Annotated in this window: 19 protein-coding genes; 14 read left to right on the top strand and 5 right to left on the bottom strand. The window is 60.2% G+C overall.

Annotation, left to right across the window (positions count from 1 at the left end; translation table 11 throughout):
* Window positions 1-673: 673 nt before the first annotated feature.
* Complete coding sequence (locus BLT89_RS11220; RefSeq protein ID WP_090195186.1) at window positions 674-2602, bottom strand: transglycosylase SLT domain-containing protein; 1929 nt, start codon at window positions 2600-2602, stop codon at window positions 674-676.
* A gap of 192 nt (window positions 2603-2794) precedes the next feature.
* Here BLT89_RS11220 and BLT89_RS11215 point away from each other — a divergent pair, with 192 nt between their 5' ends.
* Both BLT89_RS11215 and BLT89_RS11210 read left to right on the top strand, forming a co-directional pair.
* Window positions 2795-4705, top strand: a complete 1911-nt coding sequence (locus BLT89_RS11215) for an ATP-binding cassette domain-containing protein (protein ID WP_090198956.1) — start codon at window positions 2795-2797, stop codon at window positions 4703-4705.
* A 13-nt stretch (window positions 4706-4718) separates the two neighbouring features.
* Window positions 4719-5402 (top strand): DUF6901 family protein, encoded by a 684-nt coding sequence (locus BLT89_RS11210; RefSeq protein ID WP_090195183.1) that lies wholly within the window; start codon window positions 4719-4721, stop codon window positions 5400-5402.
* A 48-nt stretch (window positions 5403-5450) separates the two neighbouring features.
* Here BLT89_RS11210 and BLT89_RS11205 read toward each other — a convergent pair whose 3' ends face one another.
* A complete protein-coding gene (locus tag BLT89_RS11205; RefSeq protein ID WP_090195180.1) occupies window positions 5451-5891 on the bottom strand; it encodes a universal stress protein in 441 nt (146 codons plus the stop codon).
* 81 nt (window positions 5892-5972) lie between these two features.
* On the opposite strand from BLT89_RS11205, the gene BLT89_RS11200 reads away from it, so the two are divergent.
* The 8 genes from BLT89_RS11200 to BLT89_RS11165 all read left to right on the top strand — a co-directional run bounded on the left by BLT89_RS11200 (window position 5973) and on the right by BLT89_RS11165 (window position 14094).
* On the top strand, window positions 5973-6410 hold the full coding sequence (locus BLT89_RS11200) for a hypothetical protein (protein WP_090195177.1): 438 nt from the start codon (window positions 5973-5975) through the stop codon (window positions 6408-6410).
* A 55-nt stretch (window positions 6411-6465) separates the two neighbouring features.
* Window positions 6466-6684 (top strand): hypothetical protein, encoded by a 219-nt coding sequence (locus BLT89_RS11195; protein ID WP_090195174.1) that lies wholly within the window; start codon window positions 6466-6468, stop codon window positions 6682-6684.
* Window positions 6685-6741: 57 nt separating this feature from the next.
* The gene (fadB, locus tag BLT89_RS11190; RefSeq protein WP_090195171.1) at window positions 6742-8889 is read left to right on the top strand and encodes a fatty acid oxidation complex subunit alpha FadB; all 2148 of its coding nucleotides are present in this window, start codon (window positions 6742-6744) and stop codon (window positions 8887-8889) included.
* Between the two features lie 30 nt (window positions 8890-8919).
* Window positions 8920-10095: an acetyl-CoA C-acyltransferase FadA gene (gene fadA / locus BLT89_RS11185; protein WP_090195168.1), complete on the top strand. Its 1176-nt coding sequence runs from the start codon at window positions 8920-8922 to the stop codon at window positions 10093-10095.
* 77 nt (window positions 10096-10172) lie between these two features.
* On the top strand, window positions 10173-10409 hold the full coding sequence (locus BLT89_RS11180) for a DUF1653 domain-containing protein (protein WP_172829130.1): 237 nt from the start codon (window positions 10173-10175) through the stop codon (window positions 10407-10409).
* Between the two features lie 114 nt (window positions 10410-10523).
* Window positions 10524-13133: a type I DNA topoisomerase gene (gene topA, locus BLT89_RS11175; protein ID WP_090195165.1), complete on the top strand. Its 2610-nt coding sequence runs from the start codon at window positions 10524-10526 to the stop codon at window positions 13131-13133.
* A gap of 132 nt (window positions 13134-13265) precedes the next feature.
* Window positions 13266-13784: a DUF6586 family protein gene (locus tag BLT89_RS11170; protein ID WP_090195162.1), complete on the top strand. Its 519-nt coding sequence runs from the start codon at window positions 13266-13268 to the stop codon at window positions 13782-13784.
* A 76-nt stretch (window positions 13785-13860) separates the two neighbouring features.
* On the top strand, window positions 13861-14094 hold the full coding sequence (locus BLT89_RS11165; protein WP_090195157.1) for a hypothetical protein: 234 nt from the start codon (window positions 13861-13863) through the stop codon (window positions 14092-14094).
* 44 nt (window positions 14095-14138) lie between these two features.
* Here the strand turns inward: BLT89_RS11165 and sulA are convergent, their stop codons facing one another.
* Both sulA and lexA read right to left on the bottom strand, forming a co-directional pair.
* Window positions 14139-14615 (bottom strand): SOS-induced cell division inhibitor SulA, encoded by a 477-nt coding sequence (sulA, locus tag BLT89_RS11160; protein ID WP_090195155.1) that lies wholly within the window; start codon window positions 14613-14615, stop codon window positions 14139-14141.
* A 24-nt stretch (window positions 14616-14639) separates the two neighbouring features.
* A complete protein-coding gene (lexA, locus tag BLT89_RS11155; protein ID WP_090195152.1) occupies window positions 14640-15248 on the bottom strand; it encodes a transcriptional repressor LexA in 609 nt (202 codons plus the stop codon).
* A gap of 273 nt (window positions 15249-15521) precedes the next feature.
* On the opposite strand from lexA, the gene BLT89_RS11150 reads away from it, so the two are divergent.
* The 4 genes from BLT89_RS11150 to BLT89_RS11135 are packed head-to-tail and all read left to right on the top strand — an operon-like array spanning window position 15522 to window position 18574.
* Window positions 15522-16229 (top strand): TetR/AcrR family transcriptional regulator, encoded by a 708-nt coding sequence (locus tag BLT89_RS11150; protein ID WP_090195149.1) that lies wholly within the window; start codon window positions 15522-15524, stop codon window positions 16227-16229.
* 40 nt (window positions 16230-16269) lie between these two features.
* On the top strand, window positions 16270-16794 hold the full coding sequence (locus BLT89_RS11145; protein ID WP_090195146.1) for a L,D-transpeptidase: 525 nt from the start codon (window positions 16270-16272) through the stop codon (window positions 16792-16794).
* A 24-nt stretch (window positions 16795-16818) separates the two neighbouring features.
* Complete coding sequence (nagZ, locus tag BLT89_RS11140) at window positions 16819-17817, top strand: beta-N-acetylhexosaminidase (protein ID WP_172829169.1); 999 nt, start codon at window positions 16819-16821, stop codon at window positions 17815-17817.
* A gap of 10 nt (window positions 17818-17827) precedes the next feature.
* A complete protein-coding gene (locus BLT89_RS11135; protein WP_090195140.1) occupies window positions 17828-18574 on the top strand; it encodes an S-methyl-5'-thioinosine phosphorylase in 747 nt (248 codons plus the stop codon).
* Window positions 18575-18672: 98 nt separating this feature from the next.
* Here the strand turns inward: BLT89_RS11135 and BLT89_RS11130 are convergent, their stop codons facing one another.
* Entirely contained in the window at window positions 18673-19194 is a 522-nt protein-coding gene (locus BLT89_RS11130; RefSeq protein ID WP_090195138.1) for a CsiV family protein, read from the bottom strand.
* Window position 19195: the final 1 nt, after the last annotated feature.

Here is a 19195-nt window from a genome sequence, read left to right as displayed (position 1 = left end):
ATGCATCTGTTCCGCTCTGCTGAGCGTGTCACTTTTGCCAGTCGCGGCAAAAGTAACCAAAAACGCTTGCCCCATCATCCGGCCCTGCGCTGCGCTCCGGGTCCCCTCGCTTCGGTGCCGCTCCGCAGGCACGCCCCGAAGGGCCATCCATGGCCCATCGGGGCTTTCTCGGCGTCCTGCCTCGAAACCTGCTGCGCAACACCTGCACTCGGCCTCCTCAAGGGGCGATTGTGGGTGCCCACCGAACTATTCGCGTTTAACCAGCATGATCATTCCCACGCTGGAGCTGCCGAGTTGCGCGGACTAAAAGTCCCGTCAGGAGGGTGAGTGGAATCGGTGTGCAAGGGGTTGAGCGGCAGGGATGCCGCGAGAGCTGCGATGGGCCAGGGAGGGCCCTTCGCAGCGTGCCCCTGGAGCGCCGATGGAGCGAACGAACCCGGAACGTAGCGAAGCGCAGTGCAGGGCCGTATGTCGGGTGCGTTTTCTCTTTGCTTACTTTCTCTTTGCGCAAACAAAGAGAAAGTGAGGCGCCGTGCAAGGCGCAATCGATAGCCGAGAGCCGAGGAAAGCGCTGCGGTCTGGCTCACGCCTAATGCCAAACCAATAAAATCAGCAACGGATCACCAATCCATTACGCACTCAAGGCCGGGCAGATAATGCCCGAACTGCGATCTTACTGATCATCAAAATACTTCTCATGCCACTCCAGCACCGGCACCGGTGCATCGAGTTTGTCGCCGTAGATCACCGAATAGGCCAGTACGTTCTGCACATATTGGCGGGTCTCGTCGAAGGGGATGGTTTCGATCCAGACATCCGCCGGCAGGTGATCGGCACCACGCAGCCACTTGCGCACATTGCCGCCGCCGCCGTTATACGCGGCAGAAGCCAGCACGCGGTTGCCGTTGAACTGGTTATACAGCTGGCGCAGATAGGCAGCGCCAAGCTGGATATTCACGTTGGGGTTGAGCAGTTGCTGGGTGGAAGACATGGGGATGCCGAAGCGCTTGGCAGTTTCCTTGGCAGTGGCGGGCATCAGCTGCATCAGGCCGGTGGCGCCGACATGCGACTTGGCATCGAACATGAAGGCACTTTCCTGACGGGTGATGGCAAACACCCAGCTCGAGTGCAGGTCGCGATTGCGCGCTTCGCGGGTCAGGGTCGACTGGTAGGCCATCGGGAAGCGGATATCCAGATCGTCCCAGTACTGCGCCTGGCTGATAGTGCGGATGGCCGGGAAATACCATTGTTTGTCGAAAGCCAGGCGTGCCTGGGCGACCAGTTCCTCGCGGCTGAACAGGCGGCTGACGTGGTACCACTCGCGCCGGCCGTCGACGATCTGGCCGCGGTCGTGGAATTCGATGGCGCGGCGCACGCCGGCGGTATTGCGCACCTTCTGCATGAGTTTGGGCGGAATGACCATCGGCTGGTTGTTCAGCTGGTAGGGCAGTTTGACCTGATCGGCGGCGAGGAAGCCGTAAAAGTCGCGCTCGCCGGCCAGCGGCTGATAGAGACTGGCTGATTGCGGATTCTGTGGCTGCGCCAGCTGCAGGCTGCGGGCCTGCCAGTAACGCCAGCGCGGGGTTTTCGCCAGATCTTCGGGCAGGCGCCTGGTCAGCTCACTGGCTTCGTTCCAGCGGCCCAGACGCAACAGCAGACGCGCACGCCATTCACTGACAGTGTTGTCGCGCAACTCCGGGTCGTACTGGGCCATGACCTGCAGCGCCCGCGCATCGAAGCGCTTGGCAAAGGTCAGGCCGATGCTGCGGGCAATCGCAACCTTCTCCTCACTGGAAAACGGCAGGCGGCTGCCGTAAACCTCCAGCAGGTCGAGTGCCTGTTCCGGGTTCTGCCGCGCCAGCTTGCGCAGACCCAGACCGACGATATCGGCCATCTGCCGGTCGGCCGGGACAAAGCTGCCGGTATTGCGCAGCATCTGTGGCTTTTGCGCGACCTCGACCAGCAACTTGCCGGGCTGGGCGAGCGACGGTTCGTTGCGCACGATGGCACTGGCCAGACCGTATTGCCCGGCTTCGGCAGCCAGCTTGGCGCGCTGCCAGCGCAAGGCCGGGGTCAGTCCGCCGCTGCTCTCCCACTGGCTGAACAGGGGATCGCAGGCATTCGGTTGCGATTTACCCACCAGCCAGAGCTGTTCTGCCTGGGCACTGGCTTCTGCCGGCAGGTTGCTGCGATACAGGTACTGGCCGTAGAGGCAGTCGAGTTCGGTGAAATTCAGGGTCGGGTCATAGTAGTCGGCAAAGGTTGACCATTCGCCGCGCTCGGTGAGCCAGCGCAGCCAGCGCAGTTTCATCCAGCCGATTTGCGGCAGATCGCCATGTTCTGCGAGAAACTTCTCGATTTCTGCATTGCTGGCGGTTTTCAGCCGCGCGGTCAGCTCGTCGTAGGCCAGATAGGGTTCCAGCGGGTAGCTGCGAAGCGCAGGCTCATAGCGCAGGTACGGGCCGCTATCGCCTTTGGCCAGGGCACGCTTGGCCTCGTCATACATTTGCCGTTGTTGGGTCAGGCTGGCGGCCTGGGCACTGACGGTCAGCACAGGGCAAAGCAGCAGGCAGGCCAACAGGGGAAACACACGAACGCGCATGACAGATCCGGAAGCAGATATTGGGCGCCTTTCCGGTCGGGCAGTACCGGCGGCAGTTCAGCGGGACACTAGCTTAGCCGTTTGCCCCGTCGGGTTGAAAGACTTGAATCGCCGCTGAAGTATCTTGCAAAAATGCCGGCCTTGCGCTGCGGCAACTCGGTTAGAATGCGCGCCCTGTTTTTGGAGACGCCCATGACCCTGCTCAAATTCACCGATGTTTCGCTGGCATTCGGCGCCATGCCCTTGCTGGAGCGGGTTTCCTGGCAGATCGCGCGGGGTGAGCGGGTGTGCATCATCGGCCGCAATGGCACGGGCAAGTCGAGCATGCTGCGTCTGGTCAAGGGCGAGCAGCTTGCCGATGAGGGCGCGGTGTGGCGTGCTCCAGGGCTGAAAATCGGCGAACTGCCGCAGGAACTGCCGGTCGCCGATGGCCGTACGGTATTTGATGTGGTGGCCGAGGGCCTGGCCGGCGTCGGCAAGTTGCTGGCCGAGTACCACCACCTGAGCCAGAACATCCATAGCGCGGAAGACCTCGATAAGCTGATGCACGTGCAGCAGGATCTCGAAGCCCGTGATGGCTGGCGTCTGCAGCAGTTGGTCGACAGCACCCTGAGCCGCTTGCAACTGCCGGCGGACAAGACCCTGGCCGAGCTCTCCGGTGGCTGGCGGCGGCGCGTACTGCTGGCGCAAGCACTGGTTTCCGAACCGGACCTGCTGCTGCTCGACGAGCCGACCAACCATCTGGATATCGGCGCCATCGCCTGGCTGGAAGAAGCCTTGCTGAATTTCAATGGCGCGGTGCTGTTCATCACCCACGACCGCTCCTTTCTGCAGAACCTGGCCACGCGCATCCTCGAGCTGGATCGCGGCGGCTTGATTGACTGGAATGGCGATTACGCCAGCTTCCTTGTGCACAAAGAGCAGCAACTGGCGGCGGAAGAAACCGCCAATGCGTTGTTCGACAAGCGTCTGGCCCAGGAAGAAGTGTGGATTCGTCAGGGCATCAAGGCCCGCCGCACGCGCAACGAAGGCCGGGTACGCGCGCTCAAGGAGTTGCGCGTCGAGCGCAGCCAGCGCCGTGAGCGCACCGGCAAGGCCAATATCCAGCTGGATACGGCCGACAAGTCCGGCAAGCAGGTGATGGTGCTGGAGAACGTCAGCTTCGCCCATGCCGGTGGTGAGCCGCTGGTGCGGGATTTCTCCTTCGTACTGCAGCGCCAGGACCGTATCGGCCTGCTCGGCGCCAACGGTACCGGCAAGACCACCTTGCTCAAGCTGCTATTGGGCGATCTGCAGCCGAGCAGCGGCAAAGTAGAGGTGGGCACCAGGCTGGAGGTGGCGTACTTCGATCAGCTGCGTTATCAGCTGGATCTGGAAAAGACGGTGATCGACAACGTCGCCGAAGGCCGCGACTTTATCGAGATCGACGGTCAGAACCGCCATGTGCTCAGCTATCTGGGCGACTTCCTGTTCAGCCCGCAGCGTGCGCGGACACCGGTCAAAGCCTTGTCCGGTGGCGAGCGCGCGCGCCTGCTGCTGGCCAAGTTGTTCAGCAAGCCGGCCAACCTGCTGGTGCTGGACGAGCCGACCAATGATCTGGATGTGGAAACACTCGAACTGCTGGAAGAAGTGTTGCTGACGTTCAAGGGCACCGTGCTGATGGTCAGCCATGACCGTGCCTTCCTCGATAACGTGGTGACCAGCACCCTGGTGTTCGAGGGCGAGGGACAGATTCGAGAATATGTTGGCGGCTATCAGGACTGGTTGCGCCAGGGCGGCTCGCCGCGGTTGCTGGGGGTTGCCGAGGCCCGCGAGAGCAAACAGCCCGCCACGACTAGCGAGCCTGAGCCGGTTCCGGCGCCGGTAGCCGCGGCTGAAGCGCCGAAGAAGAAACTCAGCTACAAATTACAGCGGGAACTTGAAGCAATTCCGGCACAGATCGATACCGTTGAAGCAAAATTGGCTGTTGTGCAGAAGGACATATCTTCTCCGGCTTTTTATCAGCGGCCCGCAGAAGAGACACAAGCTGTTCTGGCTCACATGCAAAGCCTGCAACTGGAGCTGGACAAGTTGCTTGAGCGCTGGGCCGAACTGGAAGCCTGAGACGGAGATCTGAATGGCAATCGAGTACAGCATTACCCTCGACGAAACACATGAATTCAATTACCGCATCGAACTGGATCGCGGCTATGACGCTGCAGCGCTGGCTGTGGCACCCAAATGGACCCGCCTCGAATACCAGCGCTGCAGCAACTGCCCGCTGCAGAAAGAACAGTTCAGCCATTGCCCGGCGGCGATCGACCTGTATCGGGTGATCGAGGATTTTCAGGGGCTGCCGGCGATCAAGAAAGCCCTGGTAAAAGTACGTACCCCGGAGCGCGACTACAGCAAACAGGTCAGCCTTGAAGAAGGCTTGCGCTCGCTGCTCGGTGTGATCATGGCCTCCAGCAGCTGCCCGGTACTCGGTCGTCTGCGGCCAATGGCGGAGCAGCATCTGCCGTTTGCCAGTAATCATGAGTTCACCCTGCGGGCTATCTCGCTGTACCTGGCTCGCCAGTATTTCAATTCACGCGAGGGCCGAGATGCGGACTGGGAGCTCAAGGGACTGGTGTCCACTTTCCAGCAACTGCAGCTGGTCAATCAGGCTTTCTGGCAGAGAATTCACGGCACGTGTGAGGGGGACTCGAACCTGAAGGCGTTTCTGACCTTCTTCTCGATGTCATCCGGCATGAGTTACAAGCTGGAAGTGCAGCTGCAGAAGATCCGTCCTCTGGTTATGAGCGCCAGCGATACGCTGTGACCCCGGGACAGGATGCGCCCGCCGGGCGGGCGCATTGTAAGCCTTCGGTCAGGTGGGCGGATTCAGGCGTACCGCCAGAACGTCGCAGGGAGCGCCGTGCAGTACGTCATTGGCGGTGGAGCCGAGCAGCAGGGCCAGGCCGTGACGCCCGTGACTGCCGACCACGATCAGGTCGCAGCCCTGCTCGGTGGCCAGGCCATGAATTTCCTGGCGCGGCTGGCCAAAGATCAGGTGCCGCTGCTCCTTGCTGACCTCGGGATACTGTTCAGCGAGTTTGGCCAGCGCAGCTTCCGCCTGTTCGAACTGCTGTTGCTGGATCAGCGTCAGGTCCATCGGTACATCACCGCCAAAGGCCATGGCCATCGGTTCGATGATGTGCACAATCGACAGCCGCGCCTGGGTGCTGCGGGCAAGTTCCTGGGCACGCTGGAGTACCGGCGTGCATTCTTCGCTGAGATCAACGGCGACCAATAAATGCTGGTAAGACATGTGGCTGACTCCTCGGGACGGTATATTTCGATTATGGCTACCTTTGCCACTCATTGCAGCAAGCGGGGCTTGGAATAACAGATGAATGGCTGGTGGGTACTGTTACTCGTTGCTGTCGTGCTGAGTCCGCTGTCCTGGCTGGCACCTTCACGTCGCCAGTCAGCGGCCATGCAGGTGCGCCTGCAGGCCCGGCGTATGGGCCTGTCCATGCAGCTGACGCAGCAGGACTGGCCACACTGGCTGGAGCGTTCGCTACCGGCTTCCTGTGCCCAGTATTACCGGGCGCGCAGCTCGAGGAACCCGGCGCAATGGTGTTTCTGGCAACTGGCGCCTGGCCAGTGGCTGGATCGCTGGCGCGAACCTTGTATCGATGCGCAGTTGCTTGAGCAGTTGCAAACCCTTCCTGCCGATGTGTTCAAGGTCGAGGCAGGACAGCAGCTGCTGGCTGTCTACTGGGGCGAGAAGGGCGGCCCGCAGGACCTGCAGCACATCCATGCATTTCTTCAGCGCTGGGCCTGATCGGCTGATAAGCCGCTATTTGGCCGGGTGATGACGGCAAGGCCAATTACCTGAAATGCCTGGTATTGCAGTGGGTTTTCGGCGGATCGTGGTGAAAAATCCCGCAGCTTTGATTGACAATTCGGGGCTTTTCCCCGAAGGTGCGCAAACCCAAATCAAACGGGCGTATGAATTTCGGCAAAGCCTCTTGGCTGCTGAAACGCGCCTGATTATCGCGTCGGCGGGTGTGCCAGACTTTTTTGGGGTTATGCTCGACGGCCCAGCCGCGGCATGACCTCCGGTTGGCGTTCGATGTGTATTGTTCAGCATCCCAAACCGTGGAGATCAGTTGATGATTTACGAAGGTAAAGCCATCACGGTTAATGCTCTTGAGGGCGGTGTAGTCGAACTGAAGTTCGATCTCAAGGGTGAATCCGTCAATAAGTTCAACCGTCTTACGCTCAACGAACTCCGCCAGGCAGTTGATGCCATCAAGGCAGACGCTTCGGTCAAGGGCGTGATTGTGACCAGTGGCAAGGACGTGTTCATCGTCGGTGCCGATATCACTGAGTTCGTCGATAACTTCAAGATGCCTGACGATGAGTTGATCGCCGGCAATCTCGAAGCCAACCGGATTTTCAGCGACTTTGAAGATCTTGCCGTACCAACCGTGATTGCCATCAATGGCATCGCCCTGGGCGGTGGTTTTGAGATGTGCCTGGCGGGTGATTACCGGGTCATGAGCGAAGCGGCCAAGGTTGGCCTGCCGGAAGTCAAGCTGGGTATCTACCCGGGCTTTGGCGGCACTTATCGCCTGCCGCGTGTGATCGGTTGCGACAATGCCATTGAGTGGATCGCCTCGGGCAAGGAACAGCGTCCGGCAGATGCCCTGAAAACCGGCGCCGTGGATGCTGTGGTCAAGGCTGAGCAGCTGCAGGCTGCAGCGCTGGAACTGGTCCAGCGTGCGATCTCCGGCGAGCTGGATTTCAAGGCCAAGCGTCAGCCGAAGCTGGAAAAGATCAAGCTCAACCAGATGGAGCAGATGATGTGCTTCGAAACCGCCAAGGGTTTCGTTGCAGGGCAAGCTGGCCCGAACTATCCGGCGCCGGTGGAAGCCATCAAGACCATCCAGAAGGCTGCGGGCCAGGGCCGTGACAAGGGTCTGGAAATCGAAGCCGCAGGTTTCGTCAAGCTGGCCAAGACCACTGTTGCGCAGTGCCTGATCGGGCTGTTCCTGAATGATCAGGAGCTGAAAAAGAAAGCCAAGGGCTTCAGCAAGATTGCCAAGGACGTGAAGCTGTCTGCCGTACTCGGCGCCGGCATCATGGGTGGTGGCATTGCCTACCAGTCCGCCTCCAAAGGCACGCCGATCCTGATGAAGGATATCCGCGAGGAAGGCATCCAGATGGGCCTGGACGAGGCGTCCAAGCTGCTGGTCAACCAGGTCAGCAAGGGTCGTCTGACCCCCGAGAAAATGGCCAAGGCACTGACCGGTATCCGTCCGACCATGTCCTACGGTGATTTCGGCAATGTCGATATCGTCGTTGAAGCCGTGGTCGAGAACCCCAAGGTCAAGCAGATCGTGCTGGCGGAAGTGGAAGCACAGGTCAAGGAAGATGCGATTCTGGCATCCAACACCTCGACCATCTCCATCAGCCTGCTGGCCAAGGCGCTCAAGCGTCCGGAAAACTTCGTCGGCATGCACTTCTTCAACCCGGTGCACATGATGCCGCTGGTAGAGGTTATTCGTGGCGAGAAATCCAGCGAAGAAGCCGTTGCGACCACTGTTGCCTACGCGACCAAAATGGGCAAGACGCCGATCGTGGTGAATGACTGCCCGGGCTTCCTGGTCAACCGTATCCTGTTCCCGTACTTCGGCGGCTTTGCCGCGCTGGTCGGTGCCGGTGTGGACTTCGTGCGTATCGACAAGGTCATGGAAAAGTTCGGCTGGCCGATGGGCCCGGCGTACCTGATGGACGTGGTCGGTATCGACACGGGCCACCATGGTCGTGACGTGATGGCTGAAGGCTTCCCGGATCGCATGAAGGATGAGCGGCGTACCGCGATTGATGCGCTGTACGAAGCCAACCGTCTGGGTCAGAAGAACGGCAAGGGTTTCTACGCTTACGAGATGGACAAGCGTGGCAAGCCGAAGAAGGTAGTTGATCCGTCCGTACACGAAGTGCTCGCGCCGATTCTGGGCGAGGCCCGTGAAGTCACAGATGAAGACATCATCAATTACATGATGATCCCGCTGTGCATGGAAACGGTACGTTGCCTGGAAGACGGCATTGTCGAAACCGCTGCCGAAGCGGATATGGGCCTGATTCTCGGTATCGGCTTCCCGCCGTTCCGTGGTGGTGCCCTGCGTTACATCGACACCGTTGGCGTGGCCGAGTTCGTAGCTCTGGCCGACAAATATGCCGAACTGGGCGCGCTGTACCACCCAACCGAAAAACTGCGGACTATGGCTAAAAACGGCCAGAAGTTCTTCGGTTAATCACGAACGGTTTAGAGCGAGAGTGAATTTATGAGCCTGAATCCGAGAGATGCAGTGATTGTTGACTTTGGTCGTACCCCGATGGGTCGTTCCAAAGGCGGCATGCACCGTAATACCCGTGCCGAGACCATGTCGGCGCAACTGATCAGCGGCCTCCTGGCGCGCAACAGCAAGGTTGATCCTGCTGAAGTGGAAGACGTCATCTGGGGTTGTGTCAACCAGACCCTGGAGCAGGGCTGGAACATTGCCCGTATGGCCTCGCTGATGACACCGATCCCGCACACCAGTGCGGCACAGACGGTCAGCCGCCTGTGTGGTTCCTCCATGAGCGCCTTGCACACAGCCGTGCAGGCGATCCAGACCGGTAACGGCGACGTGTTCGTGGTTGGTGGTGTGGAGCACATGGGCCACGTCAGCATGATGCACGGCGTTGATCCGAACCCGCACCTGTCCCTGTATGCGGCCAAAGCGTCGGGCATGATGGGCCTGACCGCGGAAATGCTCGGCAAGATGCATGGCATCAGCCGCGAGCAGCAGGATGCCTTCGGTGAGCGTTCGCACCGTCTGGCCCACAAGGCCACCGTCGAAGGCAAGTTCAAGGATGAAATCATCCCGATGGAAGGCTACGACGAGAATGGCTTTCTGAAGGTCTTCGACTACGATGAAACCATCCGTCCGGAAACCACCCTGGAAAGTCTGGCGGCGCTGAAGCCGGCGTTCAATCCGAAGGGCGGCACCGTGACTGCCGGTACTTCTTCGCAAATCACCGATGGTGCCTCGTGCATGATCGTGATGTCGGCCCAGCGTGCCCAGGACCTCGGCATCCAGCCGATGGCCGTGGTACGTGCCATGGCGCTGGCGGGCGTTGACCCGGCAATCATGGGTTATGGCCCGGTGCCATCGACCAAGAAAGCCCTGCAGCGCGCCGGTCTGAGCATGGCCGACATCGACTTCGTTGAACTTAACGAAGCCTTTGCTGCCCAGGCGCTGCCAGTGCTGAAAGACCTCAAACTGCTTGATGTGATGGAGCAGAAGGTCAACCTGCATGGTGGTGCAATTGCGCTGGGTCACCCGTTTGGCTGCTCCGGTGCGCGGATCTCCGGCACCCTGCTGAACGTGATGAAGCAGAATGGCGGCACCCTCGGGGTGTCGACCATGTGCATTGGTCTCGGCCAGGGCATCAGCACGGTGTTCGAGCGCGTTTAAGCGCTTTGGCACGCACGAGCCGGGGCCTGGTGCCCCGGCTTTTGTTTTTTCGGAACTCAGTGAAAATGGACCTTCAGATGACTCTGCAGCCTGGCATCTACCGGCATTACAAAGGTCAGCAATACCGGGTGCTGGGTACTGCCAGACACTCCGAAACCGAAGAGCAACTGGTGGTTTATCAAGCGCTTTATGGTGAGCGCGGGCTTTGGGTTCGTCCCTTGAGCATGTTCACCGAGACAGTCAATGTGGACGGTGAGCAAATCTCCCGTTTCTCGCTGGAAACTCCCGAGATAGAGCCTTCCAAAGGTCTTTGAGTCCGGTGCAGGCCGGTCTTGCAAGCTTGACCTTGCTTGTCAGGGCACTATATATAGCGGTGCCGCATGCTGCGGCTCCCGCCTTTTTTATCGAATTCAGGAATATTCCTCTCCATGGGTAAATCGCTGGTCATCGTGGAATCCCCGGCCAAAGCCAAGACCATCAACAAATACCTGGGCAACCAGTTTGTGGTGAAGTCGAGCATTGGACACATCCGTGACTTGCCAACCAGTGGTTCGGTCAGTGCTGAAAAGACGCCGGTAAAGCGCGGCAAGGCCGCAGCGGCAGAAGCGCCGGCGATTTCGCCCAAGGAAAAGGCCAAACGCCAGCTGATTGCCCGCATGGGTGTGGATCCGGAGAACGGCTGGAAAGCCAGGTACGAAATCCTTCCCGGCAAGGAAAAAGTCATCGAGGAATTGCGCCGTCTGGCCAAGGATGCCGACACCATCTACCTCGCAACCGACTTGGACCGCGAGGGGGAGGCGATCGCCTGGCACCTGCGCGAGGCCATCGGTGGTGATGAAGCGCGCTACAAACGGGTGGTGTTCAACGAAATCACCAAAAAAGCCATTCAGGAAGCATTCGCCACGCCGGGAACCCTGGATATTGATCGGGTAAACGCACAGCAGGCCCGGCGCTTTCTTGACCGGGTCGTCGGTTACATGGTTTCCCCGTTGCTCTGGCAGAAGATCGCCCGTGGCCTGTCTGCCGGTCGTGTGCAGTCGGTAGCGGCCAAGCTGGTGGTGGAACGGGAAAAGGAAATACGCGCCTTTGTCCCTGAAGAATACTGGGAAGTGCATGCGGACCTGGGCACGGCCAAGGGCGCCAGTGTGCGTTTCGAGGTGGCTCGCGAGAATGGTCAGGCGTTCAAACCGCTGAATGAAGCTGCCGCAAAGGCTGCGCTGGAAAAGCTCAAGGCCAGCAGCTACCAGCTGTTCAAGCGTGAAGACAAACCGACCAGCAGCAAGCCTTCGGCACCTTTTATTACCTCCACACTGCAACAGGCTGCCAGCACGCGTCTCGGCTTTGGTGTGAAGAAGACCATGATGATGGCCCAGCGTCTGTACGAGGCCGGTTACATCACCTACATGCGTACCGATTCGACCAATCTGTCGGCAGACTCCATCGAGATGGTGCGTGGTTTTATCGGCAGCGAGTACGGCAAGCAGTATCTGCCGGCCAATCCGGTGCTGTACTCGAGCAAGGAAGGCGCCCAGGAGGCGCACGAGGCGATCCGTCCCTCTGACGTCAATCTGCGTCCGACCCAGCTGTCGGGTATGGAGCGTGATGCCGAGCGCTTGTACGAATTGATCTGGCGGCAGTTTGTCGCCTGCCAGATGCCTCCTGCCGAATACCTGTCGACCACGGTGGCGGTCAAGGCGGACAGCTTCGAGCTGCGGGCCAAGGGCCGTATTCTCAAATTTGATGGCTATACCCGGGCTCTGCCACAGCTGAGCAAGCAGGGTGAAGACGCCGTGCTGCCGGACATGCAGGAAGGTGAAACCCTCAAGCTGCTCAAGCTTGACCCCAGCCAGCATTTTACCAAGCCACTGGCGCGCTACTCCGAGGCCAGTCTGGTCAAGGAACTGGAAAAGCGTGGCATTGGCCGCCCGTCCACCTATGCCGCCATCATTTCGACCATTCAGGATCGTGGCTATGTGACAGTGCATAACCGCCGGTTTTACGCGGAGAAAATGGGTGACATCGTTACCGAGCGTCTTGGCGAAAGCTTCCCCAACCTGATGGACTACGGCTTCACGGCCGGCATGGAAGAGCGTCTGGATGACGTGGCCAAAGGCCAGCGCGAATGGAAGAACCTGCTCGACGAGTTTTACGGCACCTTCAAGAAGCGGCTCGATCTGGCGGGTGCCGCTGATGGCGGTATGCGCTCCAACGAACCGACCCCGACCGACATAGCCTGCCGCGAGTGTGGCCGGCCGATGATGATCCGTACGGCTTCGACAGGGGTGTTTCTCGGCTGCTCCGGTTATGCCTTGCCACCCAAGGAGCGTTGCAAGTCCACGCTGAACCTGGTGCCGGGTGACGAGATTGCCGCCGATGACGAGGGCGAGTCGGAATCACTGGTGTTGCTCGGCAAGCATCGCTGCAAGATCTGTGACACGGCGATGGATGCCTATCTGCTGGATGAAACACGCAAACTGCATGTGTGCGGCAACAACCCGGACTGCCCGGGTTATGAAGTCGAACTGGGCCAGTTCCGCATCAAGGGTTACGAAGGGCCACGACTCGAGTGTGACAAGTGCGGTAGCGAGATGCAGCTCAAGACCGGTCGTTTCGGCAAGTTCTTTGGCTGTACCAATGCCGAGTGCAAGAACACCCGCAAGCTGCTGAAAAGTGGCGAGGCCGCGCCACCCAAATGTGATCCGATCAAGATGCCGGAGTTGCAGTGCGAGAAGGTCAAGGATACCTATGTGCTGCGCGATGGCGCCTCTGGGTTGTTTCTGGCTGCCAGCCAGTTTCCGAAAAACCGCGAGACCAGAGCACCGCTGGTGCTGGAACTGCTGCCGCACAAGGATGAACTGGACCCCAAGTACCAGTTCCTGCTGAAAGCACCACAGAAGGACCCGGATGGCCGTCCAGCGGTGATTCGCTTCAGTCGCAAGACCAAGGAGCAATACGTGCAGTCGGAGATCGACGGCAAGCCCAGCGGCTGGCGTGCTTTCTACGATGGCAGCAAGTGGCAGGTAGAAGACAAGCGCTGAGCAAGCAGGCACTGGCTACAGGCGTTTTAGCCTTGTGCCGGCACGTTGCGATTGATTCCGGCACACCGCCTTGCGGCTGCCGTGGTGCCTGGCAGCAACACTGGCTGTCAGGCGCTCGAGGAGAACTGTCTCATGGCGAATGAGCGTTATACCCGTACCAACCAGAAAATCTATTTTGCCGGACTCGCGCTGGAGGCCTGCCGCAAGGCCGAAGCGGCCCGGCCTGCCAATGCGCTGGGGATTATCAAGGCTGAGCGCGAGGCGGCGATCTTCCATCTGTATGGCGCCTTGCTGGGTCTGTGCCATGAGATTGCCGGTTACTACCGGTTGGCTGGCCCGGATGTGCGTCAGGCTGAGCAACTGCTTGACCCGCAGGTGCTGGCGGCGGCACCGAGCCCGGAGCTTTCCGAGTTGATCGAACTGGCGAAACGACCGGACAGTTGGCTGGCGCAGCTATTGCTCAGCTATCAGGCGCTGTATCAGCCACCGCAGGAGCTGAAAGTGGCCAAGGTTGATCCGCGGCTGGCGCTGATCGAGGCCGTCAGTCTGGAGCAGGACGAGCCGGAACTCGGCCTCGAACAGATCGAGAGCTGGCGGCAGTCGCTGAAGAATCTGGCCATGCGTTTTCGCGAAACACTGGTCGAGTGGTGAAGCTGCAGGATGGACGGGTTAGGGTCGTGGCAGGTACGGCTGGTACACTAGGCGGCTTTCATCAGGGGTTGCATTCATGCCAACAGCGTTTCTTGAAATAGTCGAGCTGCCTGACGGGCGCATTGTTTTGCGTCGTGGCGATGATCAGGAGTCTCTGGTTACCCTGGAGTTTTCAGCCGACGCCCGTGCGTTTTTGCAGGGTCAGCAAGTCGAGGTCGCCAAGGCGATGCTGAATGTCGGTGTGCAGATGGCCGGGCGCCTAGCTGAAGGTGGCTTGCTGAATGAAGAGGGTACGCGCGTCCTGCACTGAGCGGCTTGGCGAGCTCGACATTCCGGCTGCCCGTCCGGGTTATTTCAGCCCAGTCGAATATTCAGACTCTGGCTTTGTCCCTGCAGCGCCATCAACGTCAGCATTTGCCGTGAATGTGCGTCCAGTGCCTGTAGCCAGCTGATTACCGTATGGCTGCGGCCCCGTTGCAATGCCTCGCAGGCCAGTTCGACTGCAGTAGCCGCACTGCGGGTTTTCAACAGCAGGATGACGTCGCGCTTGAGCCCGGCGTTGCGCAGCCAGCTGCGGGTGAGCCAGGCCGGTGCATCAATCAGGGTCAGCCAGCGATCGCCTGCCTGCTGGCTCAATTCGCGCAGAACAGGTGCCAGCAGTAGCAGGCAATTTTCCTTCGAGCCACATAAAGCCAGTTCGCTGAAGCATTCCACAGGCCCGGCCCAGGCACTGCCTGCTGGTTCGCCGGGCAAAGGTATTGCCTGCGGCTTGCTGGCGGCGCCGTGAAACAAGGAGAGCTGTGCGCGCTCGCTCGATTGCGTATTCAGCATTGCCTGCCCCAAGTGCGGAAAGTGCTAGCGGCGAATAACGCCGACACTCAAACCTTCGATCACCAGTTCCTGATCCTGCAGGTTGACCTCGATCGGCGCGAACTCGGGGTTTTCTGCGATCAGCCAGACCTTGTTGCCATCGCGCTTGAAGCGTTTGACCGTGACCTCATCGTCTATGCGTGCCACCACGATCTGGCCATCGCGTGCCTCGCGGCAGCTATGCACCGCCAGCAGGTCGCCATCCAGGATGCCGATGTCCTTCATGCTCATGCCGCGCACGCGCAACAGGTAGTCGGCTTTGGGATGAAAGAAATTAGGGTTGATCTTGCAGGACTCTTCGACGTTTTGTTCGGCCAGAATGGGTGCGCCGGCGGCGACCCGGCCAATGACTGGCAGGCCCGGTTCTTCGTCGACAGTTTCAAAGCCGGGGATGCGGATACCGCGTGACGCACCGGGGGTCATCTCGATGGCACCTTTGCGGGCCAATGCCTTGAGATGCTCCTCGGCGGCATTGGGCGATTTGAAGCCCAGTTGCTGGGCAATTTCCGCGCGTGTGGGCGGGTAGCCGTTATCTTCCAGGCAGCGTTTGATGAAATCCAGAATTTCAGCTTGGCGCGGAGTCAGCTTGAGCATGATGTTCTCTGTTTGTTTATACAGTTGCTGTGATTATATACAGTGATCTGCTGCTGGCAATGTCTTTTAACCGCTGCTCGCCCGGCGATTGCGCGTATTCTTGGGCGCCGGCTGCAAACCTGCCCCGAGGCAGTATTGGTGCTTGCTGGCCGTTGATTCAGGCCGATGGCTGGGATATTTTGAATCCTCCGCCCATCACCATGTCGTGTTTGCTTGACAAGGCTTCGTTGTGAAACGTATGTTTCAAACGATTGTTTGTCAGGTGAATAAATCATGGCCCAGTCGGAAACTGTCGAGCGGATTCTGGATGCTGCAGAGCAACTGTTTGCCGAGAAGGGCTTTGCTGAAACATCTTTGCGGCTGATTACCAGTCGTGCAGAAGTAAATCTTGCGGCAGTCAATTATCACTTTGGCTCGAAGAAAGCGCTGATTCAGGCAGTCTTTTCCCGCTTCCTCGGACCATACAGCCAGAGCCTTGAGCGTGAACTGGATCGCCGCCAGGCCAATTCCGAGTACAAGGCCTCGCTGGAGGAGCTTCTCGAACTGCTGGTCGAGCACGCGCTGGCGATCAAGCCACGCATCGGTGACGACCTGTCAGTGTTCATGCGTCTGCTCGGTCTGGCTTTCAGCCAGAGCCAGGGGCACTTGCGCAAGTATCTGGAAGAGGTCTACGGCAAGGTCTTTCGTCGTTACATGCTGCTGGTCAACGAAGCGGCTCCGCATATACCACCGCTTGAGCTGTTCTGGCGGGTGCACTTCATGCTGGGGGCGGCCGCTTTCAGTATGTCCGGCATCAAGGCCTTGCGGGCGATGGCGGAAACCGATTTCGGAGTGAATACCCCGGTTGAGCAGGTAATGCGTCTGATGGTGCCGTTTCTGGCCGCCGGCATGCGTGCAGAAAGCGGTTTGACGGATAAGGCACAGATCGCGGCTACACTCAGACCCCGTAACAAGCCCCAGTTGGCTGCTGCCAAGTCCTGACAGGTGCGCTGAGGTTGTCTGATCCGCTAAGCTAGCGGCCATGCACGACCTCGACTTGCTGCACATATCCCTTGCTGACCAGTGCCTGTACGGATTTTCCGCCGGGCAACTGAAGCTGCGCCTGCCGGTTTCCACGGCGCTGAAAGGCGCCGGGGAGCAGCAAGGCTCCTTTTGTACGCCGCGCGGCTTGCACCGGGTTGAACAGAAGATTGGCGCTGACTTGCCGTGTGGCGCGGTGCTCAAGGGGCGTAAATGGACCGGAGAAGTCTGGACGCCGCAATTGCACGAAGAATGCCCCGGGCGTGACTGGATTCTCACCCGCATTCTCTGGTTGGCCGGCTGTGAGCCCGCGCTGAATCAGGGTGGTGAGGTTGACAGCCAGCAGCGCTATATCTATCTGCATGGCACGCCCGATTGTGAACCGATGGGCGTGCCGCGCTCCCATGGTTGCGTGCGCCTGCGCAATACCGACATCCTGCAGCTCTACCCGCGCGTACCCCTCCATTGTGCCGTGCAGATTGCCGAGGCGGCCTGCCCGCAGTGGGCTGCGGCCGAACTGAATTAAGGATTGATTGTTATGACCGAGAGCTTGTGTGGCTCGCTGATGCTGGATGTGCAGGGCACCTGGCTGGGTGCCGAAGACCGGCAGATTCTTCGCCAGCCGGAAGTGGCCGGCCTGATTATCTTTGCCCGCAACATCGAGCACCCGCGTCAGGTGCGCGAGCTCAGCGAGTCCATTCGCGCGATCCGCCCGGATCTGTTGCTGGCGGTCGATCAGGAGGGCGGGCGGGTGCAGCGCTTGCGTCAGGGCTTTGTACGCCTGCCGGCAATGCGCAGCCTTGCCGAACATCCCGACGCGCAGCAGCTGGCAGAACACTGCGGCTGGCTACTGGCCACCGAGGTGCTCGCGGTAGGCCTGGATATCAGTTTTGCCCCGGTGCTCGATCTGGATCACCAGCGCAGCGCGGTGGTCGGTACGCGGGCCTTCGAAAGTGATCCGCAGCGTGCCGCCGTGCTCGCCGGTGCCTTTATCAAGGGCCTGAATGCTGCCGGCATGGCGGCAACCGGCAAGCACTTCCCCGGTCACGGCTGGGCCGAGGCCGACTCGCATGTGGCGATTCCGACCGACGAGCGCAGCCTCGCGCAGATTCGCGCCAGCGACCTGCTGCCCTTTGTCAGCCTGATCCCCCAGCTGGCCGGGGTGATGCCGGCGCATGTCATTTATCCGCAGGTGGATAGTCAGCCGGCAGGCTTTTCCCGCCGCTGGTTGCAGGACATCCTGCGTGGCGAATTGGGCTACCGGGGAGTGATCTTCAGTGATGATCTGTCGATGGCGGGCGCCCATGTAGCCGGGGATGCCGCCGAGCGTATCGAGGCGGCGTTGCGTGCCGGTTGTGACATGGGCCTGGTGTGTAACGACCGCGCTGCCGCAGAGCTGGCACTGGGTCGCTTGCAGCAACTGAAAGTCGCCCCGCCACAGGGCCTGCAGGCCATGCGCCGGCGTGCCTTCCCGGGTTGCGAATACCGTCAGCAGCCGCGCTGGCAGGCCGCACTCGGCGCGTTGCGCCGGGCCGGGCTGGTTGAATGAGGATTGAACGATGAAAACCCTGGCGATCATTGGCGGTAGCGGGCTGAGCGAGCTGGACGGACTGCAGCAGAGCCAGGAGGTCAGTTGTAGCACCACACCCTATGGGGTGCCTTCGGCAGCCATAGTGCGCGGCCGTTACGCCGGTCGCGAAGTGTTGTTTCTCGCCCGGCATGGCCGGCCGCACCGGATCCCGCCGCACCAGATCAACTACCGCGCCAATCTCTGGGCATTGCAGCAGGCTGGCGCCGAGGCAGTGATCGCGGTGAATGCGGTGGGCGGCATCAGCGCCACCATGGGCACCGGGCATTTCTGTGTTCCGGATCAGTTGATCGACTACAGCTGGGGGCGCGTACAGACGTACTTCGAGGGCGATCTGCAGCAGGTCACCCATATCGATTTTACCGAGCCCTATGCTGCCGATCTGCGTGCCGAACTGCTGCAAGCGCTACAGGCCGAAGGCTGCGACTTCAGCGCCGCCGGAGTTTACGCCTGCACCCAGGGGCCACGGCTGGAGACCGCTGCGGAAATCCTCCGGCTTGAACGCGATGGCTGTGACATTGTCGGCATGACCGGTATGCCCGAGGCAGCGCTGGCGCGGGAATTGGGCTTGCCCTATGCCTGCCTGGCCCTGGTGGTCAACCCGGCCGCGGGGAAGGCGGCCGGGCCAATCAGCCTGGCAGATATGGAAGTAGTCATGCACCACGGCATGACAACCGCACGCAAGGTGCTGGGCCGTGTACTGGCAGGCCGATCATAGGGCGGGCTTCAGCCCACCCGGGATTCGCCAGCGGGTTCTGGTGGGCTGAAGCCCGCCCTATAAACCCTATAAAATCGGCCCACAACAACTTACGGCTACTACTGCGGGCTGACGCGAACCAGCAGGCCGAGGCTGCCGTGGTCGATGTAGGTCAGTTTGCCCGGTAGCAGGCGGGTTGACTGTTTGAGCTGCTCACTGCCGGTGAGCACACCCTCGGCATCAATCTGGTTGATCCACAAATTTGCCTCGAGATCAATCGATGGGTTCTCGCTGAGGGTCAGCACACCTTCGATCGGGTAGTGACCGAACATCTGGTTACCGGCAGTCAGGGCGACCTTTACCGGGGCCGGGCCCAGTTCCTGGGCCCAGGCCTGGTGCAGCAGAACCTTGTAGCCATTGGCCGGAATCAACTTGGCAGCGGCATCGTTAAGGGCGGTGCTGCGCTGGCTTTCGGCGGTTACCGGCTGGCTTCCCATTGCCCAGTCTTCCGGTGCCAGCTGGCTGGCTGGAATCACTTCGCCGGCCTGGCGGAAAAACAGGACTTCGACCTGATAGGGGCCGGCCATGGCCAATGGTGCAAACAAGGCAAGCAGCAGGGGCAGGGTGCGGAGCAGTCGCATG

The sequence above is a fragment of the Pseudomonas pohangensis genome, assembly GCF_900105995.1.
Classification (GTDB): domain Bacteria; phylum Pseudomonadota; class Gammaproteobacteria; order Pseudomonadales; family Pseudomonadaceae; genus Aquipseudomonas; species Aquipseudomonas pohangensis.
Note: the sequence above shows the minus strand (reverse complement) of the source record. Positions and strands in the feature narration are given on the sequence as shown.

Coding starts and splice junctions, on each gene's coding strand:
- BLT89_RS11220 (WP_090195186.1), bottom strand. CDS start 2,602: ATGCGCGTTCGTGTGTTTCCCCTGTTGGCCTGCCTGCTGCTTTGCCCT.
- BLT89_RS11215 (WP_090198956.1), top strand. CDS start 2,795: ATGACCCTGCTCAAATTCACCGATGTTTCGCTGGCATTCGGCGCCATG.
- BLT89_RS11210 (WP_090195183.1), top strand. CDS start 4,719: ATGGCAATCGAGTACAGCATTACCCTCGACGAAACACATGAATTCAAT.
- BLT89_RS11205 (WP_090195180.1), bottom strand. CDS start 5,891: ATGTCTTACCAGCATTTATTGGTCGCCGTTGATCTCAGCGAAGAATGC.
- BLT89_RS11200 (WP_090195177.1), top strand. CDS start 5,973: ATGAATGGCTGGTGGGTACTGTTACTCGTTGCTGTCGTGCTGAGTCCG.
- BLT89_RS11195 (WP_090195174.1), top strand. CDS start 6,466: ATGCCTGGTATTGCAGTGGGTTTTCGGCGGATCGTGGTGAAAAATCCC.
- fadB (WP_090195171.1), top strand. CDS start 6,742: ATGATTTACGAAGGTAAAGCCATCACGGTTAATGCTCTTGAGGGCGGT.
- fadA (WP_090195168.1), top strand. CDS start 8,920: ATGAGCCTGAATCCGAGAGATGCAGTGATTGTTGACTTTGGTCGTACC.
- BLT89_RS11180 (WP_172829130.1), top strand. CDS start 10,173: ATGACTCTGCAGCCTGGCATCTACCGGCATTACAAAGGTCAGCAATAC.
- topA (WP_090195165.1), top strand. CDS start 10,524: ATGGGTAAATCGCTGGTCATCGTGGAATCCCCGGCCAAAGCCAAGACC.
- BLT89_RS11170 (WP_090195162.1), top strand. CDS start 13,266: ATGGCGAATGAGCGTTATACCCGTACCAACCAGAAAATCTATTTTGCC.
- BLT89_RS11165 (WP_090195157.1), top strand. CDS start 13,861: ATGCCAACAGCGTTTCTTGAAATAGTCGAGCTGCCTGACGGGCGCATT.
- sulA (WP_090195155.1), bottom strand. CDS start 14,615: ATGCTGAATACGCAATCGAGCGAGCGCGCACAGCTCTCCTTGTTTCAC.
- lexA (WP_090195152.1), bottom strand. CDS start 15,248: ATGCTCAAGCTGACTCCGCGCCAAGCTGAAATTCTGGATTTCATCAAA.
- BLT89_RS11150 (WP_090195149.1), top strand. CDS start 15,522: ATGGCCCAGTCGGAAACTGTCGAGCGGATTCTGGATGCTGCAGAGCAA.
- BLT89_RS11145 (WP_090195146.1), top strand. CDS start 16,270: ATGCACGACCTCGACTTGCTGCACATATCCCTTGCTGACCAGTGCCTG.
- BLT89_RS11135 (WP_090195140.1), top strand. CDS start 17,828: ATGAAAACCCTGGCGATCATTGGCGGTAGCGGGCTGAGCGAGCTGGAC.
- BLT89_RS11130 (WP_090195138.1), bottom strand. CDS start 19,194: ATGCGACTGCTCCGCACCCTGCCCCTGCTGCTTGCCTTGTTTGCACCA.